Below are 23,620 nucleotides of genomic sequence, written 5' to 3' on the forward strand. Positions count from 1 at the left end.
CAGATTACGCTCTACCCTTCCTCCCCACGCTCGGTCGCCCTCACGCAGTTGCGCTTCACTTCGTTCGCGGTGATCAGCTTACGGTGGGACTTGCACCCACAGGAGTGCGCCCATGCTGGGCGCACATGAAAAATCCCCGCCTTCGAGCGAAGAGCGGGGATCCTGTGCAGCCGGCGAAACCCCTAGGGGGATCAGTCGACCAGTTTCAGCGTACCGCGCATGATGGAGAAGTGTCCCGGGAAGGAACAGAAATAGGTGTACTCCTCGCCAGCGGCCAGCTTGGATACATCGAAGGTGATGCTGTCGCTCTCGCCACCGCCGATCACTTTGCTGTGAGCCAGGACGCGAGCGTCGGCGTCATTGACGTAGTTCTTGTCGAGCCCCTGGGCCATGCCCTCGGAGGAAACCGGCTGGAAGTCGCCAGCCTTGGCCAGCACCCAGTTGTGGCCCATGACCTGCTTGGGCATGCTGCCGCTGTGCTTCAGGTTGACGGTGAATTCCTTGCAGCTTTTGCTGACATCGATGTTCTTGACGTCCCAGGTCATCTGGTCGGTGCCGGTGACAGTCACCGAGCAGTCGGCAGCGAATACAGGGGCGGCGGCCATAGCCAGAACGGATGCAACGAGTACTTTACGAATCATGGCAACTCCTAAGGGTTTGTTGTAGGTGAATCGATAACAGTCGCCGAGTCTCTCTCGCTCGGCTTCACATACAGCGAGGGGTGTTCATCGATCACCCGTTCCCGCCTTGTTTCTCGACCGGTTCATCCGACCATCAACGGGTTCCGCCTGCTTTGATGCGTGTCAGCAACACGGCAGATTCTCATATGCTTTTCCCATTATGCCTGTTGCAGGCCAGGCTGCCACCCGTCCACAGGTAGCGATTGACTAAGCACTTGGTGCCAACAAGCGGCCTTTCCGTACGCCAGTGGGGCCCTGGCTCGGGCGCAGCTGAACTGCCAGACCCTAGCGGATCAGCGGTGGCAATTGCTCAGACAGTTGCCTGACCTTCAAGGGCCCGCGGATGAAGCCATGCTGGCGGCCATCCGGGCCGATGATGGCCAGGTTGCCGCTGTGGTCCACCGTGTAGTTCTCGCTGGCGGGATCAGCCGGAATGAAAGGAATGCCAACCGAGTTGGCCAACGCCTGGATATTGCCCAGGGGCCCGGTCAACCCCTGGAAACCGGACTTGAAATAGCTCAGGTACTGCTTGAGCTGCTCCGGCGTATCGCGCCGTGGATCGACACTGACCAGTATCGGCTGCAGTCGCTCGGCCATCTCCGGCGGCAACATTTCCTTCAACTGGCGCAGATCGACCAGGGTCGTCGGACAGATGTCCGGGCAAAAAGTATAGCCGAAGAACAGCAAGCTCCAGCGACCGTTCAACTGGTCGACCCGGACCGGCTCACCGTCCTGGTTGGTCAACTCCAGTTCCGGCAACAGCCGCGGCTGCGGCAACAGCACGATACCCGCTTCGACCAGCCGTGCCGGGTCGAGGTCCGCCGGCCTGTCGAAGGCCCTGGATAGGATCAGGCCGGCTATCAGCGCGATCAAGGCCAGAGAAATGAAAACCGTTTTCTGGATACGTGTCATGCCCCATCCCGAGTCTCGAAATATTCGAAGGCGGATAGTGATCGACCCGAGCCATGATGAACAGCGGGAACGGACGCCGAACAGTGGATTTTCGAGTAACCATTGTCGCATGCGGCCCACTGCCGCAGCCTGTCGACGTATCGTTCAGGCCCTGAACAGTCGAATGAAGGTCATTGCCTCGATCAGTTGCCGCTCGACTTCGGAAGGCGCGAGGCTCAGGGACGCCGCGATCTGCTCTACCGATTGCCGTTCCCGTGTGCGCAACAGAAATACCTGTGACGTATCACGTGGCAATGCGCTCAGCGCGTGTTCCAGCAAGGCCCAGGCATTCGTACCACTCTCAGTGTGCCGAGTCGTCATGCACAAGCCCCGGTTCGCGTTGCAAAACGTCCCCCGTCACTTGCCATACCCGCTCCAGTTCCTTGAATGCGGCCTTGTTGCGCTCGTCGGATTCAACCCAATCAATGAGATTGCGCAAATGGGTCGGCTCTTCAGGCTCCCCCGTGACTGCCAGCAACAACTCGGCAGCCCTGGCAAAGCGTTCGTCATCCACCACTTGATCGTTCCGATCCATAATGACTTCCTTTGTTACTTTTAACTAACATGGAACATACAGTTCAATCTACAACAATTGGCCAGCCTTTATCCAGTCAACAAATATTTCCATGATTGACATCCACTTCTCAAAACAGGCCCAGTTGCTGCCCCGGGGGGGAGAAACGGCTGCTATCCAGAGCCCAGGCTTCGTCCCTGCGGGAAAAGCCGAAGCGCTTGCTGGCCAGACGAAAACGCTGGCCCAGCAATTCCGCGAACACACCTTCCCCACGCATGCGGCTACCGAAACGACTGTCATATACCTGGCCCCCTCGTGTCTGCCTCACCAGGCTCATCACATGCCCGGCGCGCTCGGGGAAGTGCCTTGCCAGCCAGTCCTCGAACAGGCCGGCGACCTCATACGGCAGACGCAGCAGGATGTAGCCCGCCGAAGTCGCGCCCGCGCCACGGGCAGCCTCCAGCAGATGTTCCAGTTCCATGTCGTTGATCATCGGAATGACCGGGGCACATATGATGCCAACCGGAACACCGGCCTCATCCAGCCGGCGCATGACCCGCACCCGCGCCGACGGTGAAGCCGCGCGTGGTTCCATGATGCATTTGAGCGAATTATCCAGAGTCGTAAGGCTCACGGCCACACTCACCAGCCGTTGCTCGGCCATGGCCGACAGAAGGTCGAGATCACGCAATATCAGCGAACTCTTGGTAACCAGATGTACCGGATGGCGAAAGCGCAGCAGCACTTCCAGAGCCTGGCGGGTCAGCCGCAGCTCACGCTCCAGCGGCTGGTAGGCATCGGTATTGATGCCCAGGGCGATGGGCCGCGGTCGGTAGCCGGGGCGACTCAATTCCTCTTCCAGGCGCTCCGCCAGGTTGCTCTTGGCGATCAACCGTGTCTCGAAATCGATCCCGGGCGAGAGGTCCCAATAGGCATGCGTCGGCCGCGCGAAGCAGTAGATGCAGCCATGTTCGCAGCCCCGATACGGATTGACCGAACGATCGAAGCCAAGGTCCGGCGAACGATTTCGACTGATCACCGACCTGGCCTGTTCGAAGCGCACCTCGGTAGCCTGGCAGGTCGGTACTTCCTGCTGCCAGCCGTCATCGAAGGCTTCACTGTGGGTCGCTGCGAAACGGTTGCCGGGGTTGCAGGCCGTACCACGGCCACGCGGTGTCGAAGTGCTGTCCAAGGCCATGCTCCAATACTGTATATAAAAACAGTATCAGAACATGAAACGCCCCATCGGGAAACCCGTCACGATCTCAGGACTGTTCGGGCCTCTGTGCATAGCGCTGCGCCAGCACAGCGCACACCATCAACTGGATCTGGTGGAACAACATGATCGGCAGGATCAGCAGGCCTATCCCCCCGCCAGCGAACAGCACCTGGGCCATCGGCACCCCGGTGGCCAGGCTCTTCTTGGAGCCGCAGAAGAGAATGGTGATGCGATCCTCCAGGGAAAAGCCCAGGCGCTTGCCCAGCCAGGCGGTGATGAACAGCGCCAGCGCCAGTAACAGCGTACAGGCGAAGAGCAGGGCGGCCAGGGTCGACAGCGGCAATTGCTGCCAGATACCTTCGATCACCGCTTCGCTGAAGGCGGTATAGACCACCAGCAGGATGGAACTCTGGTCGACGTACCTGAGCCAGTTGCGATTACGCTGCACCCAGGCGCCGATCCAGTGCCTGGCGATCTGCCCGGCAATAAAGGGCAACAGCAGTTGCACGACGATCTTGCCCACCGCATCCAGGGTGGAGCCAGCCTCGCCCTGCGCGCCCATCAGCAGCAGCACCAGCAGTGGCGTGAGGAAGATACCGATCAGACTGGAAGCCGCCGCACTGCAGATCGCAGCCGGGATATTGCCCCGCGCCAGCGACGTGAAGGCGATCGCCGACTGCACCGTGGCGGGCAAGGCGCAGAGGTAGAGGATGCCCAGGTACAGTTCGGTTCCCACCAGAGGAGCCAGTACCGGCTTGAGCAGCAGGCCGAGCAACGGAAAGAGGACGAAGGTGCAGGCAAACACCAGTAGATGCAAACGCCAGTGGCCGGCGCCGGCGATGATTGCGTCGCGCGACAGCTTGGCACCATGCAGGAAGAACAGCAGGGCGATCGCCAGGTTGGTGATCCAGCCGAACGCCACCGCCGTCTGACCGGAGCAGGGCAGCAGCGAGGCAATGCCAACCACGGCAATCAGTGTCAGCGTGAAGTTATCGGGCAAAAGACGGGGACGGGACATGCAGATTCATCCAGAAGCAGCGAAATCACAAGGGGGTAGCCAGGGGCCTGACAGCTTGAAGCTTGAAGCTTGAAGCTGCCGAGCATACGCGGGAACAGCCCCCTGTAAAGACTGGGGCGGCCTGTGAATGGTGAATCCCGCTTATGCCTTATGGCTTTGATCCGCTGCGCGCTCGAATACCGCATGCACCAGCCCCGGCGCCAGCCGGCGACGGACCCAGCCAATACGCGAGAGCAACGCCAGCATCGGCATATAGCGCGGCCAGGGCTCGGCATAGGTCAGGCATTCGCGTAGTTGCAGCCCCTCGACCTGGCCAATGAACGACGGCAGATCGCCCAGTTCGATTCCCCAGGGCATCACTGGCGCGGTATAGCTGGGCGTCAGTTGCCAGCCCTTGAACGTCTTGCGGGAAAACCACGGCGGAATGGTATCGAAGAACAGCTCGCCCTGCCCCAGGCGCTCGACGATGGCCCGCAGCAATGCCAGCACCTGCTCGGCTTCGAAATACATCAGCAAGCCGGCAGCACTGACGAAAATCGGCCCAGCACGTTCACTGACGATACGCTCGAGCCAGGCATGGTCCAGGGCCGAGCACTCGACCAGATAATTGCGCGAGGATTCGGGCAATAGCCGACGGCGGATAGCGATCGCTTCCGGCAGGTCCACCGAGTACCAGATCACGCGGCCATTATCGACACGCCAGAACTGGGTTTCCAGACCTTCACCCAGGGCCACTACCGTGCCTCCGGGAAAGCGTGCCAGAAAATCCCGCAGACGCTCATCGGCATAACGGGAACGGATGGCGTGGGCAGGATGGGGCTTGCCGAAATGGCCACGAAAATCATAGTTCAGGCGATGAACCAGTCCCTCGCCAAGAGGATCGTCCAGCAGGGCATCGCCGCCTTGCGAATGACGCGAACGGTTCCAGACCGTCATCAGCATGGTTTCCGGAACACCCTGAAGCCCCGGATCAATGGGCTGTTGTATCGCCATGATGAATATCTTCCCATCCGTGTGCGATCACCTCCCTTCGAGGTGATGCCCCGCAGTTAACGAAAGATATTCTCATATGAGAAATTAGTACATTAAGTTTTGTTCACTCGCCGAGCACGCCAGCCGGCATAACCTTCGCCAGCATTGCCTTGCGCTTCGATGAGCCCCTGCTCCACCAGGACCCTGGCCCGCCAGAACAACAGCATGTCCGTGGCAAAGAAACCATCGCAGTTTTTCATCACATCGGCCATGGCCTGGCCCAGGGGATGCCACTGCGGCGAGATGGCTGCCAGCAACTGCTTATCGATGCGGGTGAAATCCTCGCCATGGAAGGCCGAGCCATGCCAGCGGCGAATCCTGGCATTCTCCTGCACAGCCTGGCGCCACTGCCCAGCCAGCGTGCGCTGTCGCTCGGGAGCAACCCGCCGAGGCAGGTAGAGGGTAGCCAGGGCCTGTGGCTCATGCATAGCCACCGCCCGGCGCCTGCCACCCGAACTGTCGCCCGTGCCGCAGGCCACCTCCCACAGTTCGGTGTCCGAGTCCAGCAGCATCGCCGCCACACGCGCCAGCAACAATTGCTCGGCAGCGCTGTCTCCCTGCCAGACGGTTACCGCACGCGATTGCCGGGCAAGGTCAGCCAGCCACCGCGCATCCTCGCTCAGGGACTCTTCGAGTTTCGGCAACGGCGGCATCTCGGCCGGCCAGACGGTGCGCCAGAATTCGGCCCGCGCACAGCATGGCGGCAGGTCTATATCGTGCAGGGGCCCAACTGCCAGGTCATCGCGCAAGACCCGCAAGGATGACCGCGCACACTCAGCTCCCAGGACAAAAGACACGCCTTCCACCGCCGCATCGCCACAGACCAGATGCCACATGCCGCCTCCCTGTCCGTTATCACCAGTACTTATCCCGCGAACAGGGCGCAGCCCATCAACACATCAGCGCTTCGCGGCCAAGGCCGCTACTACGGCTTCTTCAACCTTGGGTTGGGGAAGAACTGCACCGTCTGTACCGCGGGATCGGCGGCCCTGGGCTGCAGGGCGCTGATATTGACCCGCGTCGGCAACTCGCGCGGCACCGAGTTGCCACGCTCGTCCAGCGTATCGCTGTAGCCACACTCAACGCATTCGCGGTGCGGCACCGCATCCACGTTCCACATGCGGATACTGTCCGCCGTACTGCAGGCCGGGCACACCGCTCCGGCGATGAAACGCTTGGAGGTGACCACCGGCGCTTCGCTCATGCCGCCTCCTCTCCACTCAGCCCCAGATGGCGCAGCAGGGCATCGGTGGACGGCTCGCGGCCACGGAAGTCGACGAACAACACCATCGGCTCCTGCGAGCCGCCGCGGGCCAGGATCGCCTGGCGGAAGGCACGGCCGGTGTCGGCATTGAACACGCCTTCCTCCTCGAATTTCGAGAAGGCATCGGCGGACAGCACCTCGGCCCACTTGTAGCTGTAGTAACCCGCCGCGTAACCACCCGCGAAAATATGCGCAAAGCTGTTGGGGAAACGGTTATAGGCCGGCGGACGCAGCACCGAAACCTCGCTGCGGATGGCTTCGAGCACCTCCAGCACGCCACGGCCATCGCCATGGGTGGCGTGCAGTTCGAAGTCGAACAGCGAGAACTCCAGTTGCCGCACCATCATCAGCCCGGACTGGAAGTTCTTCGCCGCCAGCATCTTCTCCAGTTGCGCCTGGGGCAGTGCCTCGCCGGTCTGGTAGTGGCCGGAGATCAGCGCCAGGCCTTCCGGCTCCCAGCACCAGTTCTCCATGAACTGGCTGGGCAGCTCGACCGCATCCCAGGCCACGCCATTGATGCCCGAGGCGCCGGCATGCTCGACCTGGGTCAGCAGGTGGTGCAGGCCGTGGCCGAACTCGTGGAACAGCGTGGTGACCTCGTCATGGGTCAGCAGCGCAGGGCGCTCGCCCACCGCCGGGGTGAAGTTGCACACCAGGTTGGCCACCGGGCTGACCAGTTCGCCTTCGGCATCGCGCCGCTTGTCGCGGGCGCCGTCCATCCAGGCGCCGCCACGCTTGTTGGCACGGGCGTAAAGATCGAAGAAGAAGCGCCCGACATGCTTGCCGTTTTCCCGGATTTCGAACAGGCGCACATCCGCATGCCAGGCATCGAAACCCTCCAGTTCGTGGATCTCGATGCCGTACAGGCGCTGCACGATGGCGAACAGCCCCGACAGCACCTTGTCGATCGGGAACCAGGCGCGCAGTTCCTCCTGGTTCAGCTCATAGCGTTGCTGGCGCAGTTTTTCCGAGTAGTAACCGACATCCCAGCTCTGCAGGTCATCCACGCCCTGCTCGGCGACGAACGCCCGCAGCTCCGCCAGGTCCTGCTCGGCGAACGGCTTGCTGCGCACCGCCAGGTCGCGCAGGAAACCCAGCACCTGCTCGGTGGAGTCAGCCATCTTGGTCGCCAGCGACAGTTCGGCGTAGTTGCCGAAGCCCAGCAGCCTGGCCAGTTCCTGGCGCAGGTCGAGCAACTGCTGCATCACCGGGCCATTGTCGAACTGGCCGGCATTCGGCCCCTGCTCGGACGCCCGCGTGCTGTAGGCGGCATAGACTTCCTCGCGCAGGGCGCGACCGTCGGCGTAGGTCATCACCGCGTAATAGCTGGGGAATTCCAGGGTGATCAGCCAGCCATCGAGGCCCTTGGCCTCGGCCGCCTGTTTCATCTGCGCCCTGGCCGAATCGGTGATACCGGCCAGTTGCGCTTCGTCGGTGATGTGTTTTGTCCAGGCCTGGGTGGCGTCCAGCAACTGGTTGGAGAAACGGCTGGCCAGTTCCGCCAGCTTCATCTGGATCTCGCCGAAACGCTGCTGCTCGGCCGCCGGCAAGTCGATGCCGGACAGGCGGAAATCGCGCAGCGCGTGCTCGATGATGGTCTTCTGCGCCACATCGAAACCTGCTGCCTCGGGGCTCTGGCTCAGCGCCTGGTAAGCCTCGAACAGTTCATGGTTCTGCCCCAGTTCGGTGTAGTAGGCCGATAGCTTGGGCAGGCAGGCTTCATAGGCGCTGCGCAGTTCCTGGCTGTTGCAGACGGCATTCAGATGGCTGACCGGGCTCCAGGCACGGGCCAGACGCTCGTTCAGCTCGTCCAGGCCGACCACCAGGGTGTTCCAGTCCAGGCTGTCTGCCGGGCGCTGCAACAGCGCCGGCAGCGCCGCACGGTTGTCACTGAGAATACGGTCGACCGCCGGCTCGACGTGCTCCGGGCGAATCTCGGAATACGGCGGCAGGTCGAAGCGTTGCAAGAGAGGATTGTTCAGGCTCACGTCAGGTACCCAACGGAATGAATGGCAGGAAACGGCGACCTCGGATACAGCAGGGCAATCGTGCAATGCGCTCGAAGAACGCGAAACTGGAGCTTCTACGTCCAGCTTTCCAGCCTCCAGCGCTTTTCATCGAAGGCTTTGGCAGCATAGCGCGCTTGCCCTGTAGGATGCAGGTCCAGCCGACAGGCCATCATCTTAAATACAATCGGCCTTTCGCGCAGCCTGGGAGGAGACAAAGGTGACAATTCGCAGTTTTCGAGGCATCACCCCGAAGCTGGGTGAAGGTGCATTCGTCGATCCGTCGGCCGTGGTACTGGGCGATGTCGAACTGGGGGCGGACAGCTCGGTCTGGCCACTGACGGTGATTCGTGGCGATATCCACCGTATCCGTATCGGTACCCGCAGCAATATCCAGGACGGCAGCGTGCTGCACATCACCCATGCCGGCCCTTTCAACGCCGACGGCTTCCCGCTGACCATCGGTGACGAAGTCACCGTGGGCCACAAGGTCACCCTGCATGGCTGCACCCTGGGCAACCGGGTGCTGGTCGGCATGGGCAGCATCGTGCTGGATGGCGCGGTGATCGAGGACGAAGTGATGATCGGCGCCGGCAGCCTGGTGCCCCCTGGCAAGCGCCTGGAAAGCGGCTATCTCTATATCGGCAGCCCGGTCAAACAGGCCCGCCCGCTGAGCGACCAGGAGCGGGCGTTCTTCGGCTACAGCGCGGACAACTATGCCAGGTTGAAGGACCAGTACCTGGCCGAGGGTTATGGCGCAAGCGAATGACCGACCCCCTTCAGAGCCATGGGTTCCACGTGGAACCCATGGCTTGCGCTTGTGCAGGGGTGGAGCCCGTACGGGGCATCAATAGTTATAGGTCAACGATGTCATGACATTACGGGGGCTCCATAGGCCACACTGTTGCCTGCGATAGAGAGGTAGTACTCCTTGTCGAACAGTTTGTTGATATTGATCGAGGCAGACAGGTTTTCACTGATTTCATAGCGCCCCCACAGGTTGAACAATGCATAACTGCTCTGTTCGGTTTGCGCACCGTCATGGGTCCTGCTTTCCCAATTGAAGCCACCGCCGACCGTGAGCTTGTTGAACGCACCCGGCAGTCGGTAAGTGGTGAAGGTTTTCAGGCTGTGCAATGGAGCCCGCATCAGAATGCGTTCGTTGTCGTCATTACGGCTGACGCTGTATGCATAACCACTGCTGAACTGCCATCCCTCGGCAAGCTCGCCATTGAGCTCCAGCTCGACACCCTCGGTGGTCACCGTCGTACTGACATAGGAATAGAGGGTGCCATTCCAGACGGCCAGATTCTCCTGATCGGTCTTGAACAGGGAAAGGCTGGCGTTGAGCACTCATGGCCAAGTAGCGAAAAGGTCCTGTGACATAGGTGTCGAGATTGTCTTGCTCACTGTGTCCAGCATAACGCTGGAACATGGCACTACCGCCCGCCCCCGTTGCCTGGCTGAACGTCCCGCTCAAGCCTGCGCCTGTCGCGTCATGGTCGTACTCGGCATGGCTGAGATCGCTCTTGAGGCTCCAGCCGGAATCGAACTGGTGCTCGATGGAGGCGAAAACATTCTTCAGCTCGTGATCGTAATAAGCCCAGGCAGGGGTATCGTTGTCGGCAGCATCCGCCCCGGTGGGTTGCCCATTGTTATAGAGCAGCGGGAAGGTGGCGGTTTGCGAGCCTTCTGCTCTTGCTTGCCGCTTGCGGCTTACCGCTGCTTTTCCGGCCTCTTCCAGCCTTCGATATTGCGCTGGCGGCCACGGCCGAGGGCCAGGGTGTGCGCCGGCACATCCTCGGTGATGGTGGAGCCGGCGCCAGTGGTAGCACCGTCGCCCAGCACCAACGGCGCCACCAGCGAGCTGTTGGAGCCGATGAAGACATCCTCGCCCAGCACGGTGCGGTGCTTGTTGGCACCGTCATAGTTGCAGGTGATGGTGCCGGCGCCGATATTACTGCGCGCGCCCACCTCGGCATCGCCCAGGTAGCTCAGGTGGCCGGCCTTGGCGCCCTCGCCCAGTACGGCGTTCTTCAGTTCGACGAAGTTGCCGACATGGGCCTTGGCCCCCAGCACGCTGCCGGGCCGCAGGCGGGCGAAAGGACCGCAGTCGGCACCCACGCCGACCTCGGCACCTTCCAGGTGGCTGTTGGCCTTGATGATCGCGCCCTGGCGCAGGGTGCTGTCCTTGATCACGCAGTTCGGACCGATCTGCACATCGTCTTCGATGACCACGCGTCCTTCGAGGATCACGTTGATATCGATAGTCACGTCGCGGCCGATATTGACCTCGCCACGCACATCGAAGCGATAGGGATCGATCAGCGTCACGCCCTGCGCCATCAGGCGATTGGCCAGGCGTTGCTGGTAGTGGCCCTCCAGTTGCGAAAGCTGGATGCGGTCATTGGCACCCTGCACCTCCATCGCATCCTCGGCCTTCTCGGTAGCCACCACCAAGCCATCGCCCACTGCCATGGCGATGATATCGGTCAGGTAGTACTCGCCCTGGGCATTGCCGTTGGACAGGCGCCCCAGCCAGTCGCCCAGGCGGCTGCCCGGCACGGCCAGGATGCCGGTATTGCCCTCGCGGATCAGCCGCTGCTCGGCAGTGGCGTCCTTGTGTTCGACGATGGCCATGACCACCCCTGCTTCGTCTCGCACGATGCGGCCATAGCCCGTGGGATCGTTCAGCTCGACCGTCAGCAAAGCCAGTTGCTCGGCGCCTACCTTCTGCAACAGACGCTCCAGCGTGCCTTTCTCGATCAGCGGCACATCGCCGTAGAGAATCAGCACCCGCTCGGCCGTCAGCACCGGCAGCGCCTGGGCCACGGCATGGCCAGTGCCCAATTGCTCGGCCTGCAAGACGAAATTCAGGTCATCCGCCCCAAGGCGTTCACGCACGCTGTCGGCGCCATGCCCAATCACCACATGGATACCCCGAGGCTGCAACTGGCGAGCCGTATCGATCACATGACCAAGCATGGGCTTGCCGGCGACCGGATGCAGTACCTTCGGCAGGCTGGAACGCATGCGGGTGCCCTGGCCAGCGGCGAGGATGACGATATCGAGGGACATGAAAACGATCCTGTACGGTTTCGGAAAAAGAAAAAGGGTAGCCAAGGCTACCCTTTTACTCGTGCAAGATGAAACGGGCGGGCGATCAGCCGCGACCGTACTTCTTGCGCAGGTGCTCGATGGTGCGCAGTTGCGCGGCGGCTTCGGCCAGACGAGCTGCGGCGGAGCCGTAGTCGAATTCCGCACCCTTCTCATTGAGCGCCTTTTCGGCAGCCTTGACGGCGGCCTGTGCAGCGACTTCGTCGAGATCCTTGGCACGGGTGGCGGTATCGGCCAGGACCTTGACCATATTCGGCTGGACTTCGATGAAGCCGCCGGAAATATAGAAGATCTCTTCCTCGCCACCCTGCTTGATCACACGCACGGGGCCCGGCTTGAGATCGGTCAGCAATGGCGCGTGGCCTGGCAGGATGCCCAGGTCACCCAGGTGGCCATGGGCAACGACCATTTCCACCAGCCCCGAGAACAGCTCTTCTTCCGCGCTGACGATGTCACAGTGGACTGTCATAGCCATACTATTGCCTCGGTAGTCGGCCCCGGCAGGCGCTCGACGCGCCGCCAGGCCCGGATCGGCGCCCGCGAACGGGCGCGCCAGTTACAGTTTCGCAGCTTTCTCGATGGCTTCGTCGATGCCGCCGACCATGTAGAACGCCTGCTCCGGCAGGTGATCGTAATCACCATTGAGGATGCCGGAGAAACCACGGATGGTTTCCTTGAGCGGAACGTACTTGCCTGGCGAACCGGTGAAGACTTCGGCCACGAAGAACGGCTGGGACAGGAAGCGCTGGATCTTACGGGCACGGGATACCAGTTGCTTGTCGGACTCCGACAGCTCGTCCATGCCGAGGATCGCGATGATGTCCTTCAGCTCCTTGTAGCGCTGCAGCACGTACTGCACGCCACGGGCGGTGTCGTAGTGCTCCTGGCCGATCACCAGCGGATCGAGCTGGCGCGAAGTGGAGTCGAGCGGATCGACCGCCGGGTAGATACCCAGGGAAGCGATGTCGCGGGACAGAACCACGGTGGCATCCAGGTGGGCGAAGGTGGTCGCCGGGCTCGGGTCGGTCAAGTCATCCGCAGGTACGTAGACCGCCTGCACGGAAGTGATCGAACCTTGCTTGGTGGAAGTGATGCGTTCTTGCAGAACGCCCATTTCCTCGGCCAGGGTCGGCTGGTAACCCACCGCGGACGGCATACGGCCCAGCAGCGCGGACACTTCGGTACCGGCCAGGGTGTAGCGGTAGATGTTGTCGACGAACAGCAGCACGTCACGGCCTTCGTCACGGAACTTCTCGGCCATGGTCAGGCCGGTCAGTGCCACGCGCAGGCGGTTTCCTGGCGGCTCGTTCATCTGGCCATAGACCAGGGCTACCTTGTCCAGAACGTTGGAGTCCTTCATCTCGTGATAGAAGTCGTTACCTTCACGAGTACGCTCGCCCACACCGGCGAACACGGAGTAACCGCTGTGCTCCATGGCGATGTTGCGGATCAGCTCCATCATGTTCACGGTCTTGCCGACACCGGCGCCCCCGAACAGACCGACTTTACCGCCCTTGGCGAACGGGCAGACCAGGTCGATGACCTTGATGCCGGTTTCCAGCAGCTCGTTGCCACCTGCCTGGTCGGCATAGCTCGGAGCGGCGCGGTGGATGCCCCAACGCTCTTCTTCGCCGATCGGACCGGCTTCGTCGATGGGGTTGCCCAGTACGTCCATGATCCGGCCCAGGGTGGCGGTGCCAACCGGTACGGAGATGGCGGCGCCAGTGTTGCTGACATCCAGGCCACGCTTGAGGCCTTCGGTCGAGCCCATGGCGATGGTACGGACGATGCCGTCACCCAGCTGTTGCTGGACTTCCAGGGTGGTCTCGGCGCCGCTGACTTTCAGCGCGTCATAGACGTTCGGCACCAGATCGCGCGGAAATTCCACGTCGATAACGGCGCCGATGATTTGAACGATACGTCCGCTACTCATGTTTGGTTCCTCTGAATATTTGAACCGTTCTTAAACCGCGGCAGCGCCGCCGACGATTTCCGAAATTTCCTGCGTGATCGCAGCCTGACGGGCCTTGTTGTACACCAGTTGCAGATCCTTGATGAGATCGCCGGCGTTGTCGGTCGCGCTCTTCATCGCGATCATGCGGGCTGCCTGCTCGGCGGCGCCGTTCTCGACCACGGCCTGGTAGACCTGCGACTCGATGTAGCGAACCAGCAGCGCGTCCAGCAGCCGCTGCGGGTCCGGCTCGTACAGGTAGTCCCACTGGCCTTTCGGTGCGGTCTGATCGTCTTCGCCTGCGGCCAGCGGCAGCAGTTGATCGATGGTCGGCTTCTGCACCATGGTGTTGATGAACTTGTTCGACACCAGGTAGAGGCGGTCGATGCGGCCCTGGTCGAAGCTGTCCAGCATGACCTTGACGCTACCGACCAGATCATTCACCGAAGGGGCTTCGCCCAACTGGCTGATCGCCGCGACGACATTGCCGCCGAAGCTGCGGAAGAAGCTTGCGCCCTTGCTGCCGATTACGCACAGGTCAGCCTCGACATTGCTGTCGTGCCACTGCTTCATGTTCTTGATCAGGGCCTTGAACAGGTTGATGTTCAAGCCACCGCACAGGCCACGGTCGGACGACACGATGATGTATCCGACGCGCTTGACCGGGCGCTCGACCATGAAGGGATGACGGTATTCCGGGTTGGTGTTGGCCAGATGGCCAATCACCTGACGGATCCGCTCCGCGTAGGGACGGCTGGCAGTCATGCGCTGTTGTGCCTTGCGCATCTTGCTGACCGCCACTTTCTCCATGGCGCTGGTGATCTTCTGCGTGCTTTTGATGCTCGCAATCTTGCTGCGAATCTCTTTTGCGCCTGCCATTTGACACCTATCGGGTTAAGCAGGCGGGAGCCTTGCGGCTCCCGCTGCGGCTTACCAGGTTTGGGTGGCCTTGAACGACTCGATACCGGCCTTGAGGCCCGCGTCGATTTCGTCGTTGAAGTCGCCCTTCTCGTTGATCTTGGCCAGCAGAGCGGCATGCTCGTGCTGGAAGTAGGCGATCAACGCCTGCTCGAAGGCACCGACCTTGGCCACTTCGATGTCCTGCAGGAAGCCACGCTCGGCGGCATACAGGGACAGGGCCATTTCGGCGATGGACATCGGCGCATACTGCTTCTGTTTCATCAGCTCGGTGACGCGCTGACCATGTTCGAGCTGCTTGCGGGTCGCTTCGTCCAGATCGGAAGCGAACTGGGCGAAGGCCGCCAGTTCACGATACTGGGCCAGCGCGGTACGGATACCGCCGGACAGCTTCTTGATGATCTTGGTCTGAGCGGCACCACCCACGCGGGATACCGAGATACCGGCGTTGACGGCCGGACGGATACCCGAGTTGAACATGGCCGATTCCAGGAAGATCTGACCGTCGGTGATCGAAATCACGTTGGTCGGAACGAACGCGGAAACGTCGCCAGCCTGGGTTTCGATGATCGGCAGGGCGGTCAGCGAACCAGTCTTGCCGGTCACCGCGCCATTGGTGAACTTCTCGACGTATTCCTCGGAAACGCGCGAGGCACGCTCCAGCAGGCGGCTGTGGAGATAGAACACGTCGCCCGGGTAGGCTTCGCGTCCTGGCGGACGGCGCAGCAGCAGGGAGATCTGGCGATAGGCCACGGCCTGCTTGGACAGATCGTCATAGACGATCAGTGCGTCTTCGCCGCGGTCACGGAAGTACTCGCCCATGGTGCAACCGGCATACGGTGCCAGGTATTGCAGAGCAGCGGATTCGGAAGCCGATGCGGCGACGATGATGGTGTTGGCCAGGGCACCGTGCTCTTCCAGCTTGCGTACCACGTTGGCAATGGTCGACTGTTTCTGACCGATGGCGACGTAGACGCAGCGGATGCCGCTGTCTTTCTGGTTGATGATGGCGTCGATGGCCAGAGCGGTCTTGCCGATCTGACGGTCGCCGATGATCAGCTCGCGCTGGCCACGACCGACCGGGATCATCGCATCGACCGACTTGTAGCCGGTCTGTACCGGCTGGTCGACCGATTTACGCCAGATCACGCCCGGTGCGACTTTCTCGACCGCATCGGTGGCCTGGGCGTTTACCGGGCCCTTGCCATCGACGGGATTGCCCAGGGCATCGACCACACGGCCCAGCAGTTCCGGACCTACCGGTACTTCCAGAACGCGGCCGGTGCACTTGGCGCTCATGCCTTCGGTCAGGCCCTGGTAGCTGCCCAGGACCACGGCGCCTACGGAGTCCTGCTCCAGGTTCAGCGCCATGCCGTAGATGCCGCCAGGGAATTCGATCATCTCGCCGTACATCACATCGGCCAGGCCGTAGATGCGAACGATGCCGTCGGAAACGCTGACGATGGTGCCCTCATTGCGGGCTTGGGCAGTCACATCGCTCTTGGCGATACGCTGCTTGATGATTTCACTAATCTCGGAAGGATTCAGTTGCTGCATGCCATGACCCTCAAATCAGGATTTCAACGATTCGGCCAACTGGCTCAGTTTGCCGCGGACCGAACCGTCGACAACCACGTCACCGGCGCGGATAAGCAAGCCGCCGATCAGAGCAGGGTTAACGACCTGCTGGGGGTTGACGGTACGATCTAGCCGCTTCGACAGGGCGGCAGCCAAAGTTTGGAGTTGCTCGGCGCTCAGCTCGTAAGCTGTCTGCACCTCGACGTCGATTGTCTTGTCGGCCTCGGCCTTGAGGTCCTCGAACAGTGTCCGAACGGTCGGCAACACCAGCAGGCGATCATACTCGCCCAGCGCGTTGACGAAATTGCGGAACGCTTCATCGATGTAATCGCCCAACGCGTCCACCAGCGTCTTGACCTTTTCTTCACTGGTCAGACGCGGGTTTTTCAGAAATTCGGCGACTTCCGGGACCTCAACGGCGATCGCAGCCAGGTTCAGCATGCCCGACCAGGATTCGGTCTGGCCGCCGGCGCTGGCGAACTCGAAAGCGGCTTTCGCGTAAGGCCGGGCAAGCGTCTGGGTATTGATCATCGCTTGCCTCGCTTAGAGTTGGGAGGCCAGTTTTTCGACCAGATCGTTGTGTGCCCTGGCATCCACCTGGGATTCCAGAATCTTCTCGGCACCCAGCACGGCCAGAGCCGCTACCTGGGAGCGAAGCTGATCCTTGGCACGGTTCACTTCCTGTTCGATTTCTGCGCGAGCGCTGGCGACCAGTCGCTCGCCTTCGGTACGCGCCTGTTGCTTGGCTTCCTCAACGATCGCGTTGGCCTGCTTGTTAGCCTGCTCAAGGATCTGGGCAGCTTGCCCTTTGGTCTCGCGGAGGGTGTTGGCCACCTTCTCCTGAGCCAGTTTCAGGTCTTGCTGCGCACGGCCTGCGGCGTCCAGCCCTTCAGCGATTTTCTTCTGGCGTTCCTGCATGGCCTTGGTAATGGGCGGCCATACGAACTTCATGCAGAACCAGACGAAAATAGCGAAGGCGAACGTTTGACCGAACAGCGTCAAGTTAATGTTCACAGCGATTTACCTCGTGCTATCTCGTTCGACGCGGTTGTCAATTCCACGGCAACGGGGCTCGCCAGGCGAACCCCGTCAGGAACCGGAAAATGCTTAGGCAGCGACAACGAAGATGAGGTACATCGCGATACCCACACCGATCATCGGTACGGCGTCGAGCAGGCCGGCCATCAGGAAGGTCTTGGTTTGCAGTTGCGGAGCCAGCTCGGGTTGGCGAGCGGTGGATTCCAGCAGCTTGCCGCCCAGCAGGGCGAAGCCGATACCGGTGCCCAGGGCACCCAGACCGATCATGATGGAGGCAGCGATGTAGACGAGTTCCATGTAAAGCTCCTGAAGCTAAGGGGGTTAGGGTTTTAGGTTAGCGCGTTGATGCGTTTTCAGTGATGTTCTTCATGGGCAGAGCTCAGGTACACCACCGTCAATACCATGAAGATGAAGGCCTGCAGCGGAATCACCAGGATATGGAAGATCGCCCAGGGCACATTCAGGGTCCACTGCACGTAGAACGGCAGCAGGGCGATGAGGATGAACACCACCTCACCGGCATACATGTTGCCGAACAGACGCAGGGCCAGGCTCAGCGGCTTGGTCAGCAGACCGAGTATCTCGAGGAACAGGTTGAACGGAACCAGTGTCCAGTGGTTGAACGGTGTGAACGACAGTTCCTTGGTGAAGCCACCGAGCCCCTTGACCTTGATGCTGTAGAACAGGATCAGGATGAACACGCCGAGGGACAGGCCAAAGGTGCCGTTCGGATCGGCGGTGGGCACGATCTTGAACGCCGGCAGGCCCAGCAGGCTGGCGATACCAGGGATGTAGTCGACCGGGATCCACTTCAGGCTGTTCATCAGGAACACCCAGACGAAGATGGTCAGGGCCAGGGGGGCGATCAGGGTGTTGCGACCGTGGAAGGTGTCCCTGACCACGCCCTCGACGAAGTCGACGCACATCTCGACGAAGTTCTGCAGCTTGCCCGGAACGCCGGCGGTGGCGGCCCTGGCGGCGGCGCTGAACACCAGGATGAAAATCAGGCCCATGAACAGCGACCAGCCCAGGGTATCCAGGTGAACCGCCATGAAGCCCATCTCGCGCGCCTCGAGGCCGGTCTGGGCGATGGTCCAGGTAGCCTGGTCGAGAACGGTGCCATCCGCACGCTCGTAACCCGCAGGCAACTTGCCATAGGTCAGGTTTTGCAGGTGATGCTGGATATATTCAGCCGGGGTGCTCGCCATAGACGCCTCAAATGCTCAATGCTTCGGATTGTTTTTCAGCAGGAGTGCCCCTGCGCCTACGCCCAGAACCAGCAGATAGCCGGCAAACAGGGCAAGCGGCTCAAGAGGTCTCACTCCCACGAACACCAGCGCAAACAGCGCTGCTGCAAGAATCTGTTTACCCATTTCCCCGGACCAGAAGGACTGGATGATTGCCCTGGTGGAACGTGCGCCAAAGTAACGAAAGGCCTTGTAAGCAAAATACACGTTAGCCAGCAGGGCAATCAGCCCACCCAATAGAACCGAATACCCGGCAGTCAGGTCGAACACCAGGCCCGCCAGGATAGCCGCCACCAGGGTGACCAGCATCTGCATCCGTATCACACGGAAAACCGGCAAGCGATGGAGAGGTGTTCTGTTGCGTATTTTCACCCTTTATCCATCGCTGTGCAGTGTTTTCACCGCAGTCAAAAAAGCGCGGCGAGTATAGGAGTAGCCCACCCCTGGTTCAACCTTCAGGTAGTAATTTGCCAGGGCAGCTACATGATTTTTTGTTTCAGCGAATGTGTGCCAGCACACCTTGCAGTTCATCGAGTGAACTGTAACTGATCACCAGCGTTCCCTTTCCCTTGCTACCGTGGCGTATCTGCACCGGAGAGCCCAAACGCTCGGCCAATCGCTGTTCCAGCCGGACGATATCGGGATCGCCGGCAACCTGTTCCTTCTGCTGCGGCTTGCCGCTCAGCCACTGGCGCACCAGCGCCTCGGTCTGCCGTACGGTCAATGCACGTGCGACAACATGACGCGCCCCCTCGACCTGTCTTTCCGCCGGCAGGCCCAGCAGCGCCCGGGCATGTCCCATCTCCAGGTCGCCATGGGACAGCAGTATCTTGATCTCTTCCGGCAGGCCGATCAGGCGCAACAGATTGCTGATGGTCACCCGCGATTTACCCACCGCATCGGCGACCTGCTGCTGGGTCAGCTGGAACTCCTGCTGCAGGCGTTGCAGTGCCTGCGCTTCCTCGATCGGGTTGAGGTCTTCGCGCTGGATATTCTCGATCAGCGCCATGGCGATGGCGGCTTCGTCGGGCACTTCGCGCACCAGTGCCGGGACCTTGTCCAGCCCCGCCAACTGGCTGGCACGCCAGCGCCGCTCGCCGGCAATGATCTCGAAGCGGTCACCACCGATCGGGCGCACCACGATGGGCTGCATCACGCCCTGGACCCGGATCGATTGCGCCAGTTCCTCCAGCGCCTCGGGGTCCATGTCGCGACGCGGCTGGTACTTGCCACGCTGCACCAGTTCCAGCGGCAGTTGCCGAAGCTCGCGGCTATCGGCCCTGCCCGCCTCTTCCTGCAGGCTGGCGACCGCGTTTCCCCCCAACAGGGCATCCAGTCCGCGTCCCAGACCTCGTTTCTTGGTTGCCATGAAAATTCCTTATGCGCGGGCCTTGCGGGCCTCGCTGCGTTGTCTGCGCGACAGTTCGCCTGCCAGCGCCAGGTAAGCCAGTGCTCCTTTCGACTGCTTGTCGTACACCAGGGCCGGCATGCCATGGCTGGGCGCTTCGGCCAACCGTATGTTGCGCGGGATCACGGTGTCGTAGAGGCGGTCGCCGAAGTGCTCGCGGAGCTGCTCGGAAACATCGTTGGTCAAGCTGCTGCGCGGGTCGTACATGGTGCGCAGCAGCCCCTCGATCCTCAGGCCCGGGTTGAGGGCCTGGCTGATGCGCTGGATCGACGCGACCAGGTCGCTCAGCCCTTCCAATGCATAGTATTCGCACTGCATGGGGATGATCACACCATCGGCCGCGGTCAGCGCGTTGACCGTCAGCATGGACAGCGACGGCGGGCAATCGATCAGGATGTAGTCGTAATTGTCGCGCACCGGCGCCAGTGCCTCGCGCAGCCGGTGCTCGCGGGCCGGCAGCTCGAGCAGCTCGACTTCCGCCGCCGTCAGGTCGCGGTTGGCCGGCAGCAACTGATAGCCGCCATGCTCGGAATACTGCATGGCGTCGAGCAGGTTGCATTCGCCGATCAGCACATCGTAGATGGAGTGCTCCAGTTGCAACTTATCCACACCGCTGCCGGTCGTGGCGTTGCCCTGTGGATCGAGGTCGATCAGCAGCACATGCCGACGGGTGGCGACCAGCGAGGCCGCCAGGTTGATGCAGGTGGTGGTCTTGGCGACACCGCCCTTCTGGTTGGCGATGGCGATTACTTTGCCCATGGCGTTCAGTGCCTGTCCGATTCGCGAGTGCGGCGCAGTATCAGCAGATGACGCTGCCCTTGGCAACCTGGAACCTGCAACAGGTGGCAGGCCTGCAGACTGAAATCGGCAGGCAGGGCCTGTAGCTCATCGTCCGGATGCACGCCTTTCATCGCCAGCCACTGCGTCCTGTCGTCGCCCAGGTGGCGGGTCCATTCGGTGAAATCGCGCAACGAGCTGAATGCCCGCGAGGTGATGCCAGCGAATGGACGCTCCGGTCTAAAGGCTTCGACACGGCTGTGGATAACCTCGAGATTGTCCAGCTTCAGCTCCAGTTTCACCTGGGTGAGGAAGCGGGTCTTCTTGCCGTTCGAGTCGAGCAGTGTGAATCGTCGCTGCGGAAACAGTATCGCCAAGGGAATGCCGGGCATGCCGCCGCCACTGCCGACATCGAGGATATGCTCGCCCGCTTGCTGGACGTAAGCGGCAACGCTCAGGCTGTCCAGCAGGTGCCGCGACACCATCTCGTCGGGATCGCGCACGGCGGTCAGGTTGTAGGCCTTGTTCCACCTGATCAGCAGCGCAAGGTAGGCCAGCAGGCGTTCCTGCTGCCCATCGTCCAAGGCCACCCCGAGTCGTTCCGCGCCCTGCGACAGTTCCAGGGCATGCCGCTGAGTCACGCCACTCATAGGCTGTGCGACTGCGCTGCGCTGCGCTTTTTCAGGTTGACCAGCAACAGCGACACAGCCGCCGGCGTGACACCGGGAACCCGCGAAGCCTGCCCAAGCGTCTGCGGGCGGGCCGCACCGAGCTTGTGCTGGATCTCCTTGGAAAGGCCGGCGATGGCGGTGTAGTCGATGTCCTCCGGCAGGCGGACGTTCTCGCTGGCCCTGAGCCTGGCGATCTCGTCCTGCTGGCGGTCGATATAGCCAGCGTACTTGCTCCTGATCTCCACCTGCTCGGCGACCTGTGGGTCTTCGGCGCCCGGCCCGGTCAGTTCGATCAACACGGCATAGTCGATTTCCGGCCGCGACAGCAGGTTCTGCAAACTGTATTCATGGTTCAAGGGCGTGCCGAAGCGTGTGGCGATGGCATCGCCCTGCGCCGTGTTCGGGCGTACCCAGGTGCTTTTCAGGCGCTGCTCCTCGAGCACGATACCTTCGCGCTTGCGTTCGAAAGCGGCCCAACGCGCATCATCCACCAGGCCCAGTTCCCGGCCCTTCTCGGTCAGGCGCAGGTCGGCGTTGTCCTCGCGCAGGATCAAGCGGTACTCCGCCCGCGAAGTGAACATGCGGTACGGCTCCTGGGTACCCAGGGTGATCAGGTCGTCCACCAACACACCAAGGTAGGCCTCGTCGCGGCGCGGACACCAGGCTTCCCGGCCCTGGGCGCGCAACGCGGCGTTGCAGCCGGCCAGCAAGCCTTGGGCGCCGGCTTCCTCGTAGCCGGTGGTGCCGTTTATCTGCCCGGCGAAGAACAGGCCCTGGATGGCCCGGGTCTCCAGGCTGTATTTCAGGTCGCGCGGGTCGAAGTAATCGTATTCGATGGCATAACCGGGCCGCACGATATGGGCGTTCTCCATGCCACGGATGCTCTGCACGATCTGCAATTGCACGTCGAACGGCAACGAGGTGGAGATGCCGTTCGGATACAGCTCATGGGTGGTAAGCCCCTCGGGCTCGAGGAATACCTGGTGGCTGTCCTTGTCGGCGAAGCGGTGGATCTTGTCTTCGATCGACGGGCAGTAGCGCGGCCCGATGCCTTCGATCACCCCGGAATACATCGGCGAACGATCCAGGTTCGCGGCGATGATCTCGTGGGTATGCGCATTGGTATGGGTGATCCAGCAACTGACCTGCCGTGGGTGCTGTTCCTGCGAGCCGAGGAAGGACATCACCGGGATCGGCGTATCGCCGGGCTGCTCGGTCATCACCGAGAAATCCACCGAACGCCCGTCGATCCGTGGCGGTGTGCCGGTCTTCAAGCGACCGACGCGCAACTGCAACTCGCGCAGGCGGTTGGCCAGGGCGATGGAGGGAGGATCGCCGGCGCGGCCACCGGAATAGTTCTGCAAACCGATGTGGATAAGTCCGCCGAGGAAGGTACCGGTGGTCAACACCACCGAATCCGCCAGGAAACGCAGCCCCATCTGGGTCACCACACCCTTGACCTGATCCTGTTCGACGATCAGGTCGTCAGCGGCCTGCTGGAATATCCACAGGTTGGGCTGGTTTTCCAGTATTTCCCTTATCGCCGCCTTGTAGAGAATACGGTCGGCCTGGGCACGGGTGGCGCGAACCGCCGGGCCCTTGCGGCTGTTCAGGGTACGGAACTGGATACCGCCCTTGTCGGTGGCCACCGCCATGGCGCCACCGAGTGCGTCGATTTCCTTGACCAGGTGGCTCTTGCCGATCCCGCCGATGGCCGGGTTGCAGCTCATCTGCCCGAGGGTTTCCACGTTGTGCGAGAGCAGCAGGGTCCTCACGCCCATGCGCGCGGCGGCCAGCGCAGCCTCGGTACCGGCATGACCACCGCCGATCACGATCACGTCAAAACGGGAAGGGAAATCCACCACACACCTCGGCTTTTCATCGGGAGCGGAAGTATAGGGACTTGCCTGCGACTAAAGAAGGGCCATGGACAAAAATTGACCAGATGCATTGCATGCCCGGGAGGCCGTCGGACGCAGATATAGATAATAGGAAAGAATGTATTAAAAGCTTGTTCTTATGTTTATATATGGTGTCTCGACTTTCTGTGGATAAGTCTCTACAGGCCTTTGATGTCAAGCATTACAGGGAATCGAAAACCTGTGTTCCGCCTGCGTCGTTCCGGTGTAATTCCGGTCAGGAAGCTGTGCGTAAGTAGCAAGGTTATGCACAGGCGATTTTAGGGGGCCTTTATCGACAGGCTTATCTACCTGGCTCAGGGGGACTTTTCC

Annotated in this window: 26 protein-coding genes; 1 reads left to right on the forward strand and 25 read right to left on the reverse strand. The window is 61.4% G+C overall.

What is annotated here, in order from left to right; translation table 11 throughout:
- Positions 1-191: 191 nt before the first annotated feature.
- The 10 genes from azu to prlC form a co-directional block, all read right to left on the reverse strand.
- Positions 192-641, reverse strand: a complete 450-nt coding sequence (gene azu / locus DNJ95_RS15420) for an azurin (protein WP_131185619.1) — start codon at positions 639-641, stop codon at positions 192-194.
- Between the two features lie 324 nt (positions 642-965).
- Positions 966-1,592: an SCO family protein gene (locus DNJ95_RS15425; RefSeq protein WP_131185620.1), complete on the reverse strand. Its 627-nt coding sequence runs from the start codon at positions 1,590-1,592 to the stop codon at positions 966-968.
- 144 nt (positions 1,593-1,736) lie between these two features.
- Positions 1,737-1,952 carry a sigma factor-like helix-turn-helix DNA-binding protein gene (locus tag DNJ95_RS15430; RefSeq protein ID WP_131185621.1) on the reverse strand — a complete coding sequence of 72 codons (216 nt, stop codon included), beginning with the start codon at positions 1,950-1,952 and terminating at the stop codon, positions 1,737-1,739.
- Positions 1,933-2,166 carry a hypothetical protein gene (locus tag DNJ95_RS15435; RefSeq protein ID WP_131185622.1) on the reverse strand — a complete coding sequence of 78 codons (234 nt, stop codon included), beginning with the start codon at positions 2,164-2,166 and terminating at the stop codon, positions 1,933-1,935. Before DNJ95_RS15435 ends, DNJ95_RS15430 begins: the two co-directional genes overlap by 20 nt.
- 109 nt (positions 2,167-2,275) lie before the next feature.
- The gene (locus DNJ95_RS15440) at positions 2,276-3,337 is read right to left on the reverse strand and encodes a PA0069 family radical SAM protein (protein ID WP_420824378.1); all 1,062 of its coding nucleotides are present in this window, start codon (positions 3,335-3,337) and stop codon (positions 2,276-2,278) included.
- Positions 3,338-3,410: 73 nt separating this feature from the next.
- The gene (locus tag DNJ95_RS15445; protein ID WP_131185624.1) at positions 3,411-4,382 is read right to left on the reverse strand and encodes a bile acid:sodium symporter family protein; all 972 of its coding nucleotides are present in this window, start codon (positions 4,380-4,382) and stop codon (positions 3,411-3,413) included.
- Between the two features lie 141 nt (positions 4,383-4,523).
- On the reverse strand, positions 4,524-5,375 hold the full coding sequence (locus tag DNJ95_RS15450) for a class I SAM-dependent methyltransferase (protein WP_131185625.1): 852 nt from the start codon (positions 5,373-5,375) through the stop codon (positions 4,524-4,526).
- Between the two features lie 92 nt (positions 5,376-5,467).
- Positions 5,468-6,250: a DUF1835 domain-containing protein gene (locus DNJ95_RS15455; RefSeq protein WP_131185626.1), complete on the reverse strand. Its 783-nt coding sequence runs from the start codon at positions 6,248-6,250 to the stop codon at positions 5,468-5,470.
- An 89-nt stretch (positions 6,251-6,339) separates the two neighbouring features.
- Positions 6,340-6,618: a YheV family putative zinc ribbon protein gene (locus DNJ95_RS15460; RefSeq protein ID WP_131185627.1), complete on the reverse strand. Its 279-nt coding sequence runs from the start codon at positions 6,616-6,618 to the stop codon at positions 6,340-6,342.
- Entirely contained in the window at positions 6,615-8,666 is a 2,052-nt protein-coding gene (prlC, locus tag DNJ95_RS15465; RefSeq protein ID WP_131185628.1) for an oligopeptidase A, read from the reverse strand. The genes DNJ95_RS15460 and prlC overlap by 4 nt, the downstream gene beginning before the upstream one ends.
- Positions 8,667-8,904: 238 nt before the next feature.
- On the opposite strand from prlC, the gene DNJ95_RS15470 reads away from it, so the two are divergent.
- Positions 8,905-9,453: a gamma carbonic anhydrase family protein gene (locus DNJ95_RS15470; protein ID WP_131185629.1), complete on the forward strand. Its 549-nt coding sequence runs from the start codon at positions 8,905-8,907 to the stop codon at positions 9,451-9,453.
- A 101-nt stretch (positions 9,454-9,554) separates the two neighbouring features.
- Here DNJ95_RS15470 and DNJ95_RS15475 read toward each other — a convergent pair whose 3' ends face one another.
- The 15 genes from DNJ95_RS15475 to mnmG form a co-directional block, all read right to left on the reverse strand.
- A complete protein-coding gene (locus DNJ95_RS15475) occupies positions 9,555-10,037 on the reverse strand; it encodes a TonB-dependent receptor domain-containing protein (RefSeq protein WP_131185630.1) in 483 nt (160 codons plus the stop codon).
- Between the two features lie 363 nt (positions 10,038-10,400).
- Positions 10,401-11,762, reverse strand: coding sequence for a bifunctional UDP-N-acetylglucosamine diphosphorylase/glucosamine-1-phosphate N-acetyltransferase GlmU (gene glmU, locus DNJ95_RS15480; protein WP_131185631.1), 1,362 nt, complete (start codon positions 11,760-11,762; stop codon positions 10,401-10,403).
- A gap of 85 nt (positions 11,763-11,847) precedes the next feature.
- Positions 11,848-12,270, reverse strand: a complete 423-nt coding sequence (locus DNJ95_RS15485; protein WP_276330891.1) for a F0F1 ATP synthase subunit epsilon — start codon at positions 12,268-12,270, stop codon at positions 11,848-11,850.
- An 87-nt stretch (positions 12,271-12,357) separates the two neighbouring features.
- Entirely contained in the window at positions 12,358-13,734 is a 1,377-nt protein-coding gene (gene atpD, locus DNJ95_RS15490) for a F0F1 ATP synthase subunit beta (protein WP_131185633.1), read from the reverse strand.
- A gap of 30 nt (positions 13,735-13,764) precedes the next feature.
- Positions 13,765-14,631, reverse strand: a complete 867-nt coding sequence (atpG, locus tag DNJ95_RS15495) for a F0F1 ATP synthase subunit gamma (RefSeq protein WP_131185634.1) — start codon at positions 14,629-14,631, stop codon at positions 13,765-13,767.
- A gap of 51 nt (positions 14,632-14,682) precedes the next feature.
- Complete coding sequence (gene atpA, locus DNJ95_RS15500; protein WP_131185635.1) at positions 14,683-16,227, reverse strand: F0F1 ATP synthase subunit alpha; 1,545 nt, start codon at positions 16,225-16,227, stop codon at positions 14,683-14,685.
- A gap of 15 nt (positions 16,228-16,242) precedes the next feature.
- The gene (locus DNJ95_RS15505; protein ID WP_131185636.1) at positions 16,243-16,779 is read right to left on the reverse strand and encodes a F0F1 ATP synthase subunit delta; all 537 of its coding nucleotides are present in this window, start codon (positions 16,777-16,779) and stop codon (positions 16,243-16,245) included.
- Positions 16,780-16,791: 12 nt separating this feature from the next.
- Positions 16,792-17,262 carry a F0F1 ATP synthase subunit B gene (locus tag DNJ95_RS15510; protein ID WP_131185637.1) on the reverse strand — a complete coding sequence of 157 codons (471 nt, stop codon included), beginning with the start codon at positions 17,260-17,262 and terminating at the stop codon, positions 16,792-16,794.
- A 93-nt stretch (positions 17,263-17,355) separates the two neighbouring features.
- Positions 17,356-17,583, reverse strand: a complete 228-nt coding sequence (gene atpE / locus DNJ95_RS15515) for a F0F1 ATP synthase subunit C (protein WP_019340921.1) — start codon at positions 17,581-17,583, stop codon at positions 17,356-17,358.
- 56 nt (positions 17,584-17,639) lie between these two features.
- Positions 17,640-18,494, reverse strand: coding sequence for a F0F1 ATP synthase subunit A (atpB, locus tag DNJ95_RS15520; RefSeq protein WP_131185638.1), 855 nt, complete (start codon positions 18,492-18,494; stop codon positions 17,640-17,642).
- 15 nt (positions 18,495-18,509) lie between these two features.
- Positions 18,510-18,905: a F0F1 ATP synthase subunit I gene (locus DNJ95_RS15525; RefSeq protein WP_131185639.1), complete on the reverse strand. Its 396-nt coding sequence runs from the start codon at positions 18,903-18,905 to the stop codon at positions 18,510-18,512.
- A gap of 124 nt (positions 18,906-19,029) precedes the next feature.
- Positions 19,030-19,902, reverse strand: a complete 873-nt coding sequence (locus DNJ95_RS15530) for a ParB/RepB/Spo0J family partition protein (RefSeq protein ID WP_131185640.1) — start codon at positions 19,900-19,902, stop codon at positions 19,030-19,032.
- Between the two features lie 9 nt (positions 19,903-19,911).
- The gene (locus tag DNJ95_RS15535) at positions 19,912-20,700 is read right to left on the reverse strand and encodes a ParA family protein (protein ID WP_131185641.1); all 789 of its coding nucleotides are present in this window, start codon (positions 20,698-20,700) and stop codon (positions 19,912-19,914) included.
- A gap of 5 nt (positions 20,701-20,705) precedes the next feature.
- On the reverse strand, positions 20,706-21,368 hold the full coding sequence (gene rsmG, locus DNJ95_RS15540; protein WP_131185642.1) for a 16S rRNA (guanine(527)-N(7))-methyltransferase RsmG: 663 nt from the start codon (positions 21,366-21,368) through the stop codon (positions 20,706-20,708).
- On the reverse strand, positions 21,365-23,251 hold the full coding sequence (mnmG, locus tag DNJ95_RS15545) for a tRNA uridine-5-carboxymethylaminomethyl(34) synthesis enzyme MnmG (protein ID WP_131185643.1): 1,887 nt from the start codon (positions 23,249-23,251) through the stop codon (positions 21,365-21,367). The genes rsmG and mnmG overlap by 4 nt, the downstream gene beginning before the upstream one ends.
- Positions 23,252-23,620 lie beyond the last annotated feature (369 nt).

Origin of the sequence: Stutzerimonas kirkiae (assembly GCF_004327335.1) — a bacterium.
GTDB classification, from domain to species: domain Bacteria; phylum Pseudomonadota; class Gammaproteobacteria; order Pseudomonadales; family Pseudomonadaceae; genus Stutzerimonas; species Stutzerimonas kirkiae.

Coding starts and splice junctions, on each gene's coding strand:
- DNJ95_RS15455 (WP_131185626.1), bottom strand. CDS start 6,250: ATGTGGCATCTGGTCTGTGGCGATGCGGCGGTGGAAGGCGTGTCTTTT.
- DNJ95_RS15435 (WP_131185622.1), bottom strand. CDS start 2,166: ATGGATCGGAACGATCAAGTGGTGGATGACGAACGCTTTGCCAGGGCT.
- atpA (WP_131185635.1), bottom strand. CDS start 16,227: ATGCAGCAACTGAATCCTTCCGAGATTAGTGAAATCATCAAGCAGCGT.
- DNJ95_RS15530 (WP_131185640.1), bottom strand. CDS start 19,902: ATGGCAACCAAGAAACGAGGTCTGGGACGCGGACTGGATGCCCTGTTG.
- DNJ95_RS15425 (WP_131185620.1), bottom strand. CDS start 1,592: ATGACACGTATCCAGAAAACGGTTTTCATTTCTCTGGCCTTGATCGCG.
- DNJ95_RS15450 (WP_131185625.1), bottom strand. CDS start 5,375: ATGGCGATACAACAGCCCATTGATCCGGGGCTTCAGGGTGTTCCGGAA.
- atpD (WP_131185633.1), bottom strand. CDS start 13,734: ATGAGTAGCGGACGTATCGTTCAAATCATCGGCGCCGTTATCGACGTG.
- atpE (WP_019340921.1), bottom strand. CDS start 17,583: ATGGAACTCGTCTACATCGCTGCCTCCATCATGATCGGTCTGGGTGCC.
- DNJ95_RS15460 (WP_131185627.1), bottom strand. CDS start 6,618: ATGAGCGAAGCGCCGGTGGTCACCTCCAAGCGTTTCATCGCCGGAGCG.
- DNJ95_RS15535 (WP_131185641.1), bottom strand. CDS start 20,700: ATGGGCAAAGTAATCGCCATCGCCAACCAGAAGGGCGGTGTCGCCAAG.
- azu (WP_131185619.1), bottom strand. CDS start 641: ATGATTCGTAAAGTACTCGTTGCATCCGTTCTGGCTATGGCCGCCGCC.
- DNJ95_RS15485 (WP_276330891.1), bottom strand. CDS start 12,270: ATGACAGTCCACTGTGACATCGTCAGCGCGGAAGAAGAGCTGTTCTCG.
- DNJ95_RS15430 (WP_131185621.1), bottom strand. CDS start 1,952: ATGACGACTCGGCACACTGAGAGTGGTACGAATGCCTGGGCCTTGCTG.
- rsmG (WP_131185642.1), bottom strand. CDS start 21,368: ATGAGTGGCGTGACTCAGCGGCATGCCCTGGAACTGTCGCAGGGCGCG.
- atpB (WP_131185638.1), bottom strand. CDS start 18,494: ATGGCGAGCACCCCGGCTGAATATATCCAGCATCACCTGCAAAACCTG.
- DNJ95_RS15505 (WP_131185636.1), bottom strand. CDS start 16,779: ATGATCAATACCCAGACGCTTGCCCGGCCTTACGCGAAAGCCGCTTTC.
- atpG (WP_131185634.1), bottom strand. CDS start 14,631: ATGGCAGGCGCAAAAGAGATTCGCAGCAAGATTGCGAGCATCAAAAGC.
- DNJ95_RS15445 (WP_131185624.1), bottom strand. CDS start 4,382: ATGTCCCGTCCCCGTCTTTTGCCCGATAACTTCACGCTGACACTGATT.
- glmU (WP_131185631.1), bottom strand. CDS start 11,762: ATGTCCCTCGATATCGTCATCCTCGCCGCTGGCCAGGGCACCCGCATG.